We start from the raw sequence: 13,465 nt of genomic DNA, 5'->3' as shown, positions 1-13,465 counted from the left end.
CCCTGCAGCTCCCGTCCGCGCTGCCCCTCCCGTCCGCGGACGAGTTGCTCGACGGGGCAGTCGTCGTCTCGCTGCCCATGCGCGTCCGGTTCCGCGGCATCACCGAACGCGAGGTGCTGCTGCTGCGCGGACCCGCCGGGTGGGGCGAGTTCGGACCGTTCCCCGAATACGGCGACGACGAGGCGGCGCACTGGTTGCAGTCGGCGATCGAAGCCGCCTGGCAGGGCCATCCGGCTCCGCGCCGCTCCCGGATCGCGGTCAACGCGACCGTGCCCGCCATCGGCCCGGAGCGCGTCCCCGGGGTGCTCACCCGGTTCCCCGGCGCGCGCACCGCGAAGGTGAAGGTCGCCGAAACGGGCCAGGATCTCGCGCAGGATGTCGCTCGCGTCCGGGCCGTGCGCGAACACGTGCCCCACGTCCGGATCGACGCGAACGGCGGCTGGAGCGTGGACGCGGCCGTCCGCGCCCTCACGGCGTTCACCGCCGACGGTCCGCTCGAATACGCCGAGCAGCCGTGTGCGACCGTCCCCGAACTCGTCGAGGTGCGCCGGCGACTGCCCGGGGTGCGCATCGCGGCGGACGAGAGCATCCGCCGCGCCGAGGATCCCCTGCGGGTCGTGCGCGCCGGTGGAGCGGACGTCGCCGTCGTGAAGGTCTCGCCGCTCGGTGGGGTCCGACGCCTCGTCGCGCTCGCCGACGAACTCGCCGGGCACGGCGTCGAGGTGGTCGTCTCGAGCGCCCTCGACTCCGCGGTGGGGATCGCCACCGGTCTCGCGGCGGCAGCCGCCCTGCCCGACCTCCCGTACGCCTGCGGGCTGGGCACGGGTGGCTTCTTCGAAGCCGACGTCGCGCCGGCTCTGCACATGTCCGACGGAGCGCTCGATGTCGTCGCGGTCGAGCCCGAACCCGAGCGGCTCGACGCGCTGCGGGCCGATCCCGATCGAGTCGAGTGGTGGTGCGAGCGGGTGCGTCGGTGCCGTACGGTGCTCGCCGGACGCGGACTGTGACGACCTCGCCGGACGCGGACTGTGACGGCACGGAATCGTCGTATATCGTTCCCCGCGTCCCAACGGTCACAAGTGTCACATCTACGGAGGCAGTGAAAGTGGTTGCAGCTCTGGGCGATGCCCTCCTCGGCGCCGACAAGTTCCCGGCGGTCAAGGCAGACGTCGAAGCCCTGATCGATGCTGAGGTGTCGGACAAGAAGGGTGCGTCCGGTCTCGCCCTCAAGGGTGGCTACGCAGCAGTGAAGAAGGTCGGCCCGGGCATCGTGCCGGGTGCCGTCGAAGGTCTGCTGCCCGAATTCGTCGAGAAGCTCCAGCCGTTCTGGGTGGAGTACGCAGGCAACGGTTCGTTCGCGGACTTCCTGGTCGCCCGCGGCGAGGTCGTCGCCGACGCTCTCCTCGGCGTGACCGACGAGCGCATCGCCGGCACGTCGAAGTCCGGCGTCAAGAAGGTCTACGACTCGCTGCGCCCCTCGGCCAAGAAGCACGTCGTCGAGGCCCTGCCGCGCCTGGGTGATCTCATCCAGAAGCACGCCGGCTGAGCCGACACCAGCGACATCCGGACGTCGCGGTCCCGAACCGGTTCGCCGGTCGGTACCGCGACGTTCGTCGTTCGAGGGGGTCGTTCGAGGGGTCCGTCAGTAGACGGGCTCCCCGTACTTCCAGTAGCCGATGAAGGTCACCGCCGCACGGTCCCAGCCGCACTCGTGCACGAGATGGCGGCGCACGCCGGTCGCGAGCGACGACTCGCCCGCGACGAACGCGTGGGCCGAATCCGACGAGGGCGTCGACTCCCGCACCGCGTCGACGACGAGACTGCCCGGAACCGCCTCGCCATCCGTCCTGATCACCGGATGCACCCGCACGTTCTCGCCCGTCGGCAGATTCTGGGCGCTGAGATCGCCCGGGTGCGGAACCTCGACGAAGACCTCCACGGCCGCGAACGGGTCGAGGGCAAGAATCGAGTCGAGGACGCCGACCACGGCGGGCACCGCGCTCTCGTCGCCAACGAGCAGCCACGACCGTGCTTCGTCGAGGGGCAGGTTGCTGATGCCCTCGTCGAGGATGCCGATCTCGTCGCCGGGCTGTGCCCGCTCCGCCCACGCCGAAGCCGGACCCAGATCGCCGTGCGCCGCGAAATCGATCTCGATCTCTGAGGTCGGACCGAACAGCCCGGTGCCCGCAGGTCGCACACGGCGGAACGTGTAGTTCCGCAACACCGGACGCCGCTCCTCGGGCAGTTCCTGGTATTCGGGCCACCAACGGTCGTCGGTCGCGCCGGGAAGGGTCAGTTCCTGCTGATCCGGGGTGGGGAAGAACATGCGGAACCAGTGGTCGAAGCCCATCGGTGCGATCGAGTCGACGTCGTCGCCGCCCACGGTGATGCGCACGAAGGTCGGGCTGATGCGTTGGGCGGCGAGTACCTGCGCGCGCACCATCCGCCGCGACTCGGGCTTGAGATAGGGATTGCGCCGTGCGGTTCCGGTGCTCTTCGCCATACGGCCCTCCGAGGTTGCTCGGATGCCACCACTGACGACGTGCAGCATCCCGACGATCGTTCAGCGGAGCCTAACCTGTGTCGTCACCCGGGAGTGCCGGGCCGCTGCAGTCTCCGCACCGCGGGCGTCAGTCCCCATTCGGTCCGCCCCAACCGGCTCACCGCGCCGAGCGCGGCGAAGTCGGGGGCACCGTCCTCCGCCAGCACCTCCGGATCGACCGTCACGGCGAGGACGTCGCCCATCACGACGAACGAGTCGCCGATCTCGATCACACGGTGCAACCGGCACTCGATCGAGGCGGGTGCCTCCGCGACCCGCGGGGGCCGCACCCGCTCGCTCGGCTCGGCGTGCAACCCCACCTCGGTGAACTCGTCGATGTGGTGCGGGAACGCCGCCGACGAGGCGTTGACCTTCTCCATCAACGGCACGGTCGCGATGTTGATCACGAACTCGCCCGTCTGCTCGATGTTCCGCAGACTGTCCTTCCGGCCCACGGAGGTGAACTGCACGACCGGCGGGGCCGTACTCGCCACCGTGAAGAAGCTGTAGGGAGCGAGATTGAACACACCGTCCTCGGCCTCGGTGGACACCCACGCGATCGGTCTCGGCACGATTGTCGCGGTGAGAAGGCGGTAGAAGCGGCCGGGACTCGACTCGGCGGGATCGAAGACTGTGCGCACGGCCTCCATTCTGACCGCACCTGTACCCGGCCACACTTCCGGCGCAATTACCCTGGACTCCGTGAATCCGTCCACTGCCCAGGCCACTGCTGTCGTCGACGAACTCGCCCGGGGCGGTGTTCGGGACGTCGTGCTGTGCCCGGGCTCGCGCAACGCGCCGCTCGCCTTCGCGCTCCAGGCCGCCGACAGCGCAGGACGTCTGCGCCTGCACATGCGTATCGACGAGCGCACCGCCGGATTCCTCGCGATCGGCCTGGCCCTCGCATCGGGGCGTCCCGTCCCGGTCGTCATGACCTCCGGTACCGCCGTGGCCAACCTCGCGCCCGCCGTGCTCGAGGCGAACTACGCCCGCGTCCCGCTGGTCGTGCTCAGCGCCAATCGCCCCTACGAACTGCTCGGATCCGGTGCGAACCAAACCGTCGAACAGCTCGGGTTGTTCGGCAGCCAGGTGCGCGCCACCATCAGTCTCGGCCTCGCCGAAGGCATCGAGCAGAACAGCCAGTGGCGTTCGGCTGTCTCCCGCGTTCTCGCTGCCGCCCGCGGAACCCGATCGGGCAACGCCGGCCCGGTCCACTTCGACATCCCGCTGCGCGAACCGCTCGTGCCCGAGCTCGACGCGAAGGGCCCGGTGCCCGAGGGCCGCCCCGACGGCAATGCCTGGACCACCACGGTGAACGCCACCCTCGACGTCCCGCTCGAGATCGACCTGACCCCCGACACGATCGTCGTCTCCGGTCACGGTTCCGCCCACCGCCCCGAATTGTCCGGGCTGCCGACCGTCGCCGAACCCACCGCACCGTTGCACGGCATCCCGGTGCATCCGATGGCGCTGCCGCACCTGAAGCCGCGCCAGGCGATCATCACCGGACGGCCCACGCTGCACCGGCCGGTGTCGAACCTGCTCGCCGACCCCGCCGTCACCGTGTACGCGCTGACCACCGGCCCGCGCTGGCCCGACGTGTCGGGCAACGTCATCGCGACAGGCACCCGCGCCGTGGTGTCGGGAACACCCGACGAGGCGTGGCTCGAACGATGCCGCCAGCTGTCGGCACACACCGACAAGGCCGTGCGCGCCCAGCTCGACGGGCATCCGAAGGCCACCGGACTGCACGTCGCGGCGGTCGTGACGGACTCGCTGAAGCCCTGCGACCAGCTGCTGCTCGGGGCGTCGAACCCGGTGCGCGACGCGGCGCTCGTGAGCTACCCGAAACCCGACGTGAAGGTGCTGTCCAACCGGGGTGTCGCCGGGATCGACGGTACGGTCTCCACCGCCGTCGGTGCCGCACTCGCCTACGAGCAGGGACGGACCGTCGCGCTGCTCGGCGACCTGACCTTCCTGCACGACGCGTCGGGCCTGCTCATCGGGCCGTCGGAGCCGCGGCCGCAGAACCTCACCATCGTCGTCGCGAACGACGACGGCGGCGGAATCTTCGAATTGCTCGAACAGGGCGACCCGCAGTACGCGGGTGTTTTCGAGCGTGTCTTCGGCACCCCGCACGGTATGGACCTCGCGGCACTGTGTGCGGCCTACCGCGTCCCGCACGAGCTGGTGGATCTGCAGGGACTCGCGCTCGCCCTCTCGAACGACACGGCGCCGCCCGCGGGCATCCGTGTGGTCGAGGTCACCACCGATCGGGCCGGGCTGCGCGAATTGCACGCGGCGGTGCGGGCGCAGCTGTGAGCGGACCCGAGCGCGCGCGACGCGCGGTTCTGATGGTCGCGGCGGCGATTTCCGCCCTCGCGGTGATCCTGTTGCTCGGCGCCCTCCGCAACGACCTCACCATCCGCTCCGACACGGGCACGGCCGTCGCGGAGGTGCTCTCGGCCGGCTCCGTGCGGTCCGCCGTGAGTTTCGTCACTCCTGACGGTGTGACGCACAATCCGGAGCTCGGCGTTCTGTACCCGACGGGGCTGACCACCGGGCAGCGGATCGCCGTCGAGTACGCCCGGAGTGATCCCGATCTCGTTCGTGTGACCGGTCGCGACGCCCGCGTCGCCCTGATCCCGACCGGATCGGTGATCGTCGTCACATGGTTGATCGCCACGCCGGTGCTGATCTGGCTGCGGCGGAGGGCGACCGCCGCACCCGCTGTCGCTCCCGACGTGAAGGATCGACAGCTGCAGGTGTGACGAACGAAACGTTCGTCGCGACTTCGTCCATCGGTCACCGAGCTCGCACCTGCTCGACTCGCAGGCTCGCCACGCTGTCGGCGTGCGAGTAGCCATCGTCGCGGAATCCTTCCTCCCGAACGTCAACGGCGTCACCAACTCGGTGCTCCGCGTCCTCGAGCACCTCGACCGCACCGGACACGACGCGTTGGTCGTCGCGCCCGACACGGTCGCAGGCAGGCCACCCGCTCCGTCCGACCATCACGGGACACCCGTCCACCGCGTACCGGCGGTGCGCGTACCGAGGATCAGCTCCCTCCCGGTGGGCGTGCCCGGCCCGGAACTCCTTCCGGTGCTGCGCACTTTCGCGCCGGACGTGGTGCACCTCGCGTCCCCGTTCGTGCTCGGTGCCGGCGGTCTCGCCGCCGCGGGACGCCTCGACATTCCGACGGTCGCGATCTATCAGACGGACGTGGCCGGATTCGCCTCCAGCTACGGGCTCGGCCTCGCCGCGCGTGCGTCCTGGCGGTGGACTCGGCGCCTGCACCGCGGCTGCGATCTCACCCTCGCTCCCTCGACCTCCGCCGTGGACGACCTCGTGGCCCACGGCATCCCGCGCGTGCGGCGCTGGTCGCGGGGCGTCGACACCGACCGCTTCGCGCCGTCCCGGCGGGACGAGGACCTGCGCTCCTGCTGGTCGCCGGACGGCCGTCCGATCGTCGGTTTCGTGGGACGCCTCGCGCCCGAGAAGCACGTCGAGCGGCTCGCGATCCTCGCCCACGACCCGCGGCTGCAGCTCGTCGTCGTCGGCGACGGTCCCGAACGGTCGCGGCTCGAACGTCAGCTGCCGTCGGCCGTGTTCACCGGGCAGCTGGGGGGCGAGGAACTGGCCCGCGCCCACGCGAGCCTCGACGTCTTCGTCCATCCCGGCGAACACGAGACCTTCTGCCAGGCCGTGCAGGAAGCCCTGGCGAGCGGGGTCCCGGCGATCGTGCCGGACGCGGGCGGACCACGCGACCTCGTCGCCCACTGCCGCAACGGTTACCGCTTGCCGGTGGACCGCTTCGTCGAATTGCTGCCCCGAGCCGTCGATGCGCTGCTCGCTCCTGGGGTCCGGGACGAGTTCGGTGGTGCGGCACGCAGTGGAGTGCTCGGCCGCACCTGGCCCGTGCTGTGCGACGAGTTGTTCGCCCATTACCGGCGGGTGCAGGGCCTTCCCGCGCACGCGCTCCGCCGCGCCGCATGAGCGCCGGCGTCCACTAGGGGAGCGGGTAACGTTTCGGCCGTGGCAACAACTCACGGATCACGCGCGTCGCTCGACAAGGACCCGCGTGAGGTCGCGTCCATGTTCGACGGGGTCGCTGCACGCTACGACCTGACCAACACCGTCCTGTCGTTCGGGCAGGACCGCGGGTGGCGTCGCGCGACCCGTGCGGCTCTCGACCTGAAGCCCGGCGAGCGGGTGCTCGACCTGGCCGCCGGCACCGGGGTCTCCACCGTCGAACTCGGACGGTCCGGCGCGTGGGTCGTCGCCACCGACTTCTCCAAGGGCATGCTGCACGCCGGTGAGTTCCGCAACGTCCCGATGGTCGCAGGCGACGCGATGAAACTGCCGTTCGCCGACGCGGTCTTCGACGCCGCGACCATCTCCTTCGGCCTGCGCAACGTCGCCGACCCGGACGAGGGACTGCGCGAGATCGCCCGGGTGGTCAAGCCGGGTGGACGCCTCGTGGTGTGCGAGTTCTCCACACCCGTGCGGGAACCGCTACGCACCGTCTACATGGAGTACCTGATGCGGACGCTGCCGCGGGTCGCGCGGGCGGTCAGCAGCAATCCCGACGCCTACGTCTACCTCGCCGAATCGATCCGGGCCTGGCCCGATCAAGAGCAGCTCGCCCGGCGCATCGAGGCCGCGGGCTGGAGCGACGTGAAGTGGCGCAATCTCACGGGGGGCATCACCGCCCTGCACCGCGCGGTACGCAAGTAGCCGGGCGCATCGGCACCGTGCGGTACGCAAGTAGCCGGGCGCATCGGCACCGCGCGGTACGCAAATTGCCGCGCGGCGCTGTATCGGCGCTCAGGAGAAGAGCGGCTGCCGATCCCAGCGCATCGAGAGATGACCGCTCGTCCGCCACACCCGGGCCACGAAGTCGGCGTCCTCGTCGGTGACGAGATTGCCCATCACCCGCACCGCGACCGACATCATCGTCCGCGACCGCATCGCGATCGGGCCGGTCGCCGGCAGGAACTTCGGGATCGTGAGCAGGCTCGCGAGGCGACGCGCGGTGGAGAACGCCCGGCCGTAGTGGGAGCGCAGCGTCGCCGGCCACAGGTCGGTGAGGTCGTCGGAGTCGAGCAGCCCGGCGAGCAACCGACCGCCTTCGAGTCCGTAGTCGATGCCCTCGCCGTTGAGCGGATTGACGCACGCCGCGGCGTCGCCGATCAGCGCCCAGTTCCTGCCCGCGACCCCCGACACGGCTCCGCCCATGGGCAGCAGCGCCGACGCCACACGCGTCACCTCGCCGAGTTCCCATTCCGTGCGGCGCTGCCGCGCGTAGAGGTCGATGAGATGCCGCAGCGATCCGCTCGCCGGTCGCGAGGCGGTCGCGAGGGTCCCCACTCCCAGGTTCACCTCGCCGGTGCCGAGCGGGAACACCCAGCCGTAGCCCGGCTGGACGGCCCCCGCGTCGTCGCGCAGTTCGAGGTGCGAGGTGATCCACGGATCGTCGCTGCGCGGGGAGGTGGCGTAGGCCCGCGCGGCCACGCCGTAGGTGGTGTCGCGGTGCCAGCGACGACCGAGCACCTTGCCGAGGGGAGAACGCACCCCGTCGGCGACGATCACCGTGCGGCAGCGGACGGTCCGCGGTCCGTCGGCGGTGCGGAAGATCACGGCCGAGACCCGGTCGCCGTCGCGTTCGACGTCGACGGCCTTCGTTCCGTCCACGGCGCGGGCACCCGAGTCGAGCGCGGCCTGCCGGATCCGGGCGTCGAGTTCGGTGCGCGGCACGGCGCTGCCCACGACCGGGAACGACGAGTCGGGCCAGGGGAGTTCGAAGCGGCCACCGAAGCCCTCGAGACGCAGACCGCGGTTGACGGTGCGGGTGCGCAGCCAGTCGCCGAGGCCGAGTTCGTCGAGTTCGGCGACGGCACGCGGGGTCAGTCCGTCACCGCAGGTCTTGTCGCGAGGGAAGGTCGCGGCATCGACGAGCAACACCTCGCGACCGGCGCGGGCAGCCCACGCGGCGGCGGCGGAACCGGCTGGACCGGCACCGACGACGAGAACATCGGTACTGTCGGGAACGCAGGACTGGGATTGCCGCGGATCTCGCGCGGAGTGTTCGGCCACCACCGCTCCATCTTCTCAGGCCGCGATCGGCCGCCTCGACGAGGTGGATCGGGGAACGAACGGCTAGGTTCACTACGGTGAAGTCGAGGCGACAGAACAGGATGGGTACGTCATCGTGAGCACTGAGGGGGCGGCTCGGACCGCTGGTTCGGCCGATGCGGCGCCGAGCACCGTCGTGGCCGGTGTGGAACTCGGCGATCCGGTCCTCGCCGCGACAGTCGGGGACGGCCTCGCGAGCGTCGAGAAACTCCTGGTCGAGGAACTGTCCGACGGTGAGGACTTCCTGACGGAGGCCGCACTGCACCTTGCTAAGGCGGGTGGCAAGCGGTTCCGGCCGCTGTTCACTATCCTCACCGCGCAGCTCGGGCCGAAGCCCACCGATCCCGCCGTGGTGACGGCGGCGACCGTCGTCGAGCTCGTGCACCTCGCGACGCTCTATCACGACGACGTGATGGACGAGGCGACGATGCGTCGCGGCGCCCCGAGCGCCAACGTGCGCTGGGGCAACAGCGTCGCGATCCTCGCCGGCGACTATCTGTTCGCGCACGCCTCGCGGTTGGTGTCGACGCTGGGTCCGTCGGCCGTGCAGATCATCGCGGAGACGTTCGCCGAGCTGGTCACCGGTCAGATGCGCGAAACCATCGGTGTGCGTACCAACGACGACCCGGTCGAGCACTACCTGCGGGTGATCTGGGAGAAGACCGGTTCGCTGATCGCCGCCAGCGGTCGCTTCGGCGGTACGTTCTCGGGCGCTGATCCGGAACATGTAGAGCGTCTCGAACGGCTCGGCGACGCCGTCGGCACCGCTTTCCAGATCGTCGACGACATCATCGACATCGCGTCCGACACCACGGAGTCGGGCAAGACCCCCGGAACCGATCTCCGCGAGGGTGTGTACACCCTGCCGGTGCTCTACGCGCTGCGGGAGACCGGACCGGAGGCGGATCGTCTGCGTGAACTGCTCGTCGGTCCCATCGAGGACGAAGCACACGTCGCGGAGGCGCTCGAACTGCTCGTCCGCTCGCCGGGGATGGATGCGGCGAAGGCGACTCTCGCGACCTACGCCGCCCGCGCTCACGCCGAACTCGATGCCCTGCCGCAGGGGTCGGCGAACGAGGCGCTGCGTCGCCTCGTGGACTTCACCGTCGCCCGCGTCGGCTGACGGACCGTCGTGTCGTCCCGCCCCGGTCGGGGCGGGAACCGCGCCGTTCGCTCGTTCGTTGGACGAATGAGTGGGAAATCGTGGTGCGGAAGGGGTGCGACGTGCACGGATACTCGAACCGTCTCAAGACGGCCGGTCTGTTGATCGGAATGTCCGCGCTGATCGTGTTCGTCGGAGCGTTGTTCGGCAATTCGACGATCCTGCTGATATCGATCGTGCTCGCCGTCGGCATGAACGGCTACGCGTACTTCAACAGCGACAAGCTCGCCCTGCGGGCGATGCACGCCCAGCCGGTCACCGAGGTGCAGGCACCGGCGATGTACCGGATCGTGCGTGAACTCGCGACCGCGGCGCACCAGCCCATGCCGCGGCTCTACATCAGCCCCACCAACGCCCCCAACGCGTTCGCCACGGGTCGTAACCCGCGAAACGCCGCCGTGTGCTGCACGACGGGCATCCTGGAGATCCTGAACGAACGGGAACTGCGCGCGGTGCTCGGCCACGAACTCGCCCACGTCTACAACCGCGACATCCTCATCTCGTCGGTCGCCGGCGCGATGGCTGCCGTCATCTCGGGCCTGGCGAACTTCGCGTTCTTCGCCTCGGCCTTCGGCAACCGGGAGGGTGGCGCGAACCCACTGGCGCTGCTGCTGGTTTCCCTGCTCGGCCCCATCGCGGCGTCGGTCGTCAAACTCGCTGTGTCGAGGTCGCGCGAGTACCAGGCCGACCAGTCCGGTGCCGAGCTCACCGGCGACCCGCTGGCCCTCGCGTCGGCGCTGCGCAAGCTCGCTCTCGGCACGCAGGCCGCGCCGCTGCCACCCGAACCGAAACTCGCGGCCCAGTCGCACCTGATGATCGCCAACCCGTTCCGGGCGGGCGACAAGATGAGCCGGCTGTTCTCGACGCACCCGCCGATGGCCGACCGCATCGAACGGCTCGAGCGCATGGCCGGGATCCGCTGACCGGACGGCACCCCACAGACGACATCCCAGACGACTCCGCCCGCGACGACGGTCGCGGGCGGAGTCGTAGGAGAGGGCGTCGTCGGCAGTGGTCGACGTACTAGCGGTAGTTGACGAACTGCAGGGCGATGTCGAGGTCGGCGTTCTTGAGCAGCGAGATGACGGCCTGCAGGTCGTCGCGCTTCTTGCTGCTCACGCGCAGCTCCTCGCCCTGGATCTGCGCCTTGACGCCCTTCGGGCCCTCGTCACGGATGAGCTTGGAGATCTTCTTGGCATTCTCCTGGCTGATGCCCTGCACCAGCGTGCCGGTGATCTTGTAGACCTTGCCGGACTGCGTCGGCTCGCCGGCGTCGAAGGACTTGAGGGACAGGTCGCGGCGGATCAGCTTCTCCTTGAAGACCTCGAGCGCGGCGAGCGCGCGGTCCTCGGTCTCGGCCGAGATCGTGATGGCCTCGTCGCCCGACCACTCGATGTGCGCCCCGGTGTTCCGGAAATCGAAGCGGTTGGCGATCTCCTTCGCCGCCTGGTTCAGCGCGTTGTCCACTTCCTGGCGGTCGACCTTGCTCACCACATCGAACGACGAATCAGCCACGTCTCACTCCACTTCGGGGTCGGTCTGTAAGGGTTCTGTCCACCCGACGCTATCGGGTCGCGCGGAGCTGTGACCACTCGGTTTGCGTTTCGGGGGGGTATGCGTTGTATTCTTCCAAACGCATCGAGGACGCGGTCCCGATCGCACCCCGGCAGGTTGCCCGAGCGGCCAATGGGAGCGGACTGTAAATCCGTCGGCTTACGCCTACGTAGGTTCGAATCCTACACCTGCCACCGGAACGGCCCCGGTTCTTCGGAACCGGGGCTTTTCTGCATTCCGGGGCCCTTCGGTGCGGGCTCCGGAGTGTGGGTCCTGCTCTCCCCGAGGTTCCGGGCGGCTCGGCACGCGGTGCCGTTCCGCCTCGCGCCCGATGCCTCCCGCCGGCCCGCCGCGCGCGTATGTGTGGGCACGGGTGGGTGCGGGTGGGCAGAGCTCGGAGAGGAGCGGCGTTTATGCGCCTCTACCAGCGGATTTTGCACCAGGACCGAGTGTGTGTAATCTTTTGGAGGCCGCAGCGAGCAGAGATGCTCCGGAGGCCACGCCCCCTTAGCTCAGTCGGCAGAGCGTTTCCATGGTAAGGAAAAGGTCGACGGTTCGATTCCGTCAGGGGGCTCGCTGGATTGAGGTGCCGCCTTCGTAGCGACACTCGGCACCGAGGCGGTGTAGCTCAGTTGGTAGAGCAAACGACTCATAATCGTTGCGTCGCCGGTTCAAGTCCGGTCACCGCTACCAAAAGTTCATTGATCCACCCTGATCGATACTGATCGGATTGACGCGAAAGAAGGCATCCCGTGGCCTCCTCTACTGACGTTCGGCCGAAGATCACCTTGGCCTGCGAGGTGTGCAAGCACCGCAACTACATCACGAAGAAGAACCGTCGCAACGACCCCGACCGGCTCGAGCTGAAGAAGTTCTGCCCGAACTGCGGTACGCACCAGTCGCACCGCGAGTCCAAGTAGCCGGTCGCAACGACGTCGACGCATAAGGTCTCCGCAATACCGACCGTGCCAGTTGGCGTCGTCGGAATTGCGGAGGTTTTGCGTATGACGAACATACTCGAGAACCAGGAATCGGTGGACGCGACCGAACAGGCCGGGATCCCGTTCGATGCCGCCGCGCACGCCAAGTCCATGGTCGGTCACAACTACCGGGTGGGCGACTACTACGAGGTCGGTCGCGAGAAGATCCGCGAGTACGCCCGTGCCGTGCGCGATTCGCATCCGGCCCATCACGACGACGACGCAGCCCGGGGGCTGGGATATGACGGAGTGATCGCGCCGCTGACCTTCGTCTCGATCGTCGGCATGATCGCGCAGCGCAAGCTGTTCGAAGAGGTCGTCACCGGCTACGACCTGAGCCAGATCATGCAGACCGACCAGCGGATGGTCTACCACCGCCCGATCCAGGCCGGCGACAGGCTGTTCTGCGACGTCTACCTCGACGATTTCCGGCAAGCTGCCGGCAGCGACATCATCACCACCAAGAACGTGATCACGGATCAGTACGACAATCTCGTGCTCACCTCCTGGACGACGCTCGTCGCCCGTTCCGGTGGCGAGGTCGACGACAACATCGCGCACGCGGTCAAGGATGTGGTGATGCACAGTGACACTCCGTAGCTTCGCGGATGTCGCGGTAGGGGACGAGCTTCCGTCGAAGGTCGTCACGCTCACGCGCGGAAATCTGGTCAACTATGCAGGTGTGTCGGGTGATCCCAACCCGATCCACTGGAGCGACAAGGTGGCCGAACTGGCCGGCTTGCGCGACGTCGTCGGGCACGGCATGCTCTCGATGGGCATCGCGGCCGGCTTCGTCACGGAGTGGCTGGGAGACCCCGGCGCGGTGACCGAATACAATGTTCGGTTCACCAGTCCGGTATATGTGGAGGCCGACAAGGCCGCCGAGATCGAGTTCACCGGCAAGATCAAGTCGGTGGACGCGGAGAGCAAGACAGCAGTGGTCGCTATCGTGGCGAAGTCCGACGGTCGTAAGATCTTCGGTCGCGCTACGGCAACGGTCCGTTTGGCCTGACGGCCGAGCGGATTGGGTTTGTCCCGGGGCAATGCAGTACACTTAGGCTTCTGGGATCGCATAGCAGCGCGCTGCTCTAC

15 protein-coding genes and 3 tRNA genes are annotated in these 13,465 nt (G+C 68.9%); 14 read left to right on the top strand and 4 right to left on the bottom strand.

Going from position 1 to position 13,465, the window contains the following annotated elements; translation table 11 throughout:
* Positions 1 to 2 precede the first annotated feature (2 nt).
* Together K3M35_RS10930 and K3M35_RS10925 are read left to right on the top strand one after the other, a co-directional pair.
* Entirely contained in the window at positions 3 to 1,007 is a 1,005-nt protein-coding gene (locus tag K3M35_RS10930) for an o-succinylbenzoate synthase (protein ID WP_259443905.1), read from the top strand.
* Between the two features lie 98 nt (positions 1,008 to 1,105).
* Positions 1,106 to 1,546 carry a hypothetical protein gene (locus K3M35_RS10925; protein WP_006552306.1) on the top strand — a complete coding sequence of 147 codons (441 nt, stop codon included), beginning with the start codon at positions 1,106 to 1,108 and terminating at the stop codon, positions 1,544 to 1,546.
* 96 nt (positions 1,547 to 1,642) lie between these two features.
* Here K3M35_RS10925 and K3M35_RS10920 read toward each other — a convergent pair whose 3' ends face one another.
* The gene (locus tag K3M35_RS10920) at positions 1,643 to 2,503 is read right to left on the bottom strand and encodes a siderophore-interacting protein (protein WP_259443880.1); all 861 of its coding nucleotides are present in this window, start codon (positions 2,501 to 2,503) and stop codon (positions 1,643 to 1,645) included.
* An 83-nt stretch (positions 2,504 to 2,586) separates the two neighbouring features.
* Positions 2,587 to 3,192: a flavin reductase family protein gene (locus tag K3M35_RS10915; protein WP_039585385.1), complete on the bottom strand. Its 606-nt coding sequence runs from the start codon at positions 3,190 to 3,192 to the stop codon at positions 2,587 to 2,589.
* Between the two features lie 52 nt (positions 3,193 to 3,244).
* On the opposite strand from K3M35_RS10915, the gene menD reads away from it, so the two are divergent.
* The 4 genes from menD to K3M35_RS10895 all read left to right on the top strand — a co-directional run bounded on the left by menD (position 3,245) and on the right by K3M35_RS10895 (position 7,279).
* Positions 3,245 to 4,864 (top strand): 2-succinyl-5-enolpyruvyl-6-hydroxy-3-cyclohexene-1-carboxylic-acid synthase, encoded by a 1,620-nt coding sequence (gene menD / locus K3M35_RS10910; RefSeq protein ID WP_064062026.1) that lies wholly within the window; start codon positions 3,245 to 3,247, stop codon positions 4,862 to 4,864.
* Entirely contained in the window at positions 4,861 to 5,313 is a 453-nt protein-coding gene (locus K3M35_RS10905; protein ID WP_006552302.1) for a DUF3592 domain-containing protein, read from the top strand. Before menD ends, K3M35_RS10905 begins: the two co-directional genes overlap by 4 nt.
* An 82-nt stretch (positions 5,314 to 5,395) precedes the next feature.
* Positions 5,396 to 6,538, top strand: coding sequence for a glycosyltransferase family 1 protein (locus K3M35_RS10900; protein ID WP_006552301.1), 1,143 nt, complete (start codon positions 5,396 to 5,398; stop codon positions 6,536 to 6,538).
* 39 nt (positions 6,539 to 6,577) lie between these two features.
* Entirely contained in the window at positions 6,578 to 7,279 is a 702-nt protein-coding gene (locus K3M35_RS10895; RefSeq protein ID WP_071935515.1) for a demethylmenaquinone methyltransferase, read from the top strand.
* A gap of 90 nt (positions 7,280 to 7,369) precedes the next feature.
* Here the strand turns inward: K3M35_RS10895 and K3M35_RS10890 are convergent, their stop codons facing one another.
* Positions 7,370 to 8,641, bottom strand: a complete 1,272-nt coding sequence (locus tag K3M35_RS10890) for a geranylgeranyl reductase family protein (RefSeq protein ID WP_220666405.1) — start codon at positions 8,639 to 8,641, stop codon at positions 7,370 to 7,372.
* Between the two features lie 112 nt (positions 8,642 to 8,753).
* On the opposite strand from K3M35_RS10890, the gene K3M35_RS10885 reads away from it, so the two are divergent.
* Positions 8,754 to 9,800 (top strand): polyprenyl synthetase family protein, encoded by a 1,047-nt coding sequence (locus tag K3M35_RS10885; protein WP_006552298.1) that lies wholly within the window; start codon positions 8,754 to 8,756, stop codon positions 9,798 to 9,800.
* A 101-nt stretch (positions 9,801 to 9,901) separates the two neighbouring features.
* Positions 9,902 to 10,762, top strand: coding sequence for a zinc metalloprotease HtpX (gene htpX, locus K3M35_RS10880; RefSeq protein WP_024101689.1), 861 nt, complete (start codon positions 9,902 to 9,904; stop codon positions 10,760 to 10,762).
* 100 nt (positions 10,763 to 10,862) lie between these two features.
* Here htpX and K3M35_RS10875 read toward each other — a convergent pair whose 3' ends face one another.
* Positions 10,863 to 11,354: a YajQ family cyclic di-GMP-binding protein gene (locus tag K3M35_RS10875; protein ID WP_006552295.1), complete on the bottom strand. Its 492-nt coding sequence runs from the start codon at positions 11,352 to 11,354 to the stop codon at positions 10,863 to 10,865.
* A gap of 150 nt (positions 11,355 to 11,504) precedes the next feature.
* Here K3M35_RS10875 and K3M35_RS10870 point away from each other — a divergent pair.
* The 6 genes from K3M35_RS10870 to hadB all read left to right on the top strand — a co-directional run bounded on the left by K3M35_RS10870 (position 11,505) and on the right by hadB (position 13,385).
* Positions 11,505 to 11,587 (top strand) — tRNA-Tyr (locus tag K3M35_RS10870).
* Between the two features lie 307 nt (positions 11,588 to 11,894).
* A tRNA-Thr gene (locus K3M35_RS10865) sits at positions 11,895 to 11,967 on the top strand.
* A 43-nt stretch (positions 11,968 to 12,010) separates the two neighbouring features.
* A tRNA-Met gene (locus tag K3M35_RS10860) sits at positions 12,011 to 12,086 on the top strand.
* Positions 12,087 to 12,145: 59 nt separating this feature from the next.
* Entirely contained in the window at positions 12,146 to 12,313 is a 168-nt protein-coding gene (gene rpmG, locus K3M35_RS10855) for a 50S ribosomal protein L33 (RefSeq protein ID WP_003941903.1), read from the top strand.
* An 84-nt stretch (positions 12,314 to 12,397) separates the two neighbouring features.
* Entirely contained in the window at positions 12,398 to 12,973 is a 576-nt protein-coding gene (gene hadA / locus K3M35_RS10850; RefSeq protein WP_220666404.1) for a (3R)-hydroxyacyl-ACP dehydratase subunit HadA, read from the top strand.
* Positions 12,960 to 13,385 carry a (3R)-hydroxyacyl-ACP dehydratase subunit HadB gene (gene hadB, locus K3M35_RS10845; RefSeq protein ID WP_019291230.1) on the top strand — a complete coding sequence of 142 codons (426 nt, stop codon included), beginning with the start codon at positions 12,960 to 12,962 and terminating at the stop codon, positions 13,383 to 13,385. Before hadA ends, hadB begins: the two co-directional genes overlap by 14 nt.
* The last annotated feature ends 80 nt before the right edge of the window (positions 13,386 to 13,465 follow it).

The organism is Rhodococcus sp. DMU2021, assembly GCF_019641445.1.
GTDB classification, from domain to species: Bacteria; Actinomycetota; Actinomycetes; order Mycobacteriales; family Mycobacteriaceae; genus Rhodococcus; species Rhodococcus pyridinivorans.
Note: the sequence above shows the minus strand (reverse complement) of the source record. Positions and strands in the feature narration are given on the sequence as shown.

Bases quoted from the DNA above. Each gene is read 5' to 3' on its own strand.
- K3M35_RS10920 (WP_259443880.1), bottom strand. From the start codon at position 2,503: ATGGCGAAGAGCACCGGAACCGCACGGCGCAATCCCTATCTCAAGCCC.
- K3M35_RS10915 (WP_039585385.1), bottom strand. From the start codon at position 3,192: ATGGAGGCCGTGCGCACAGTCTTCGATCCCGCCGAGTCGAGTCCCGGC.
- hadA (WP_220666404.1), top strand. From the start codon at position 12,398: ATGACGAACATACTCGAGAACCAGGAATCGGTGGACGCGACCGAACAG.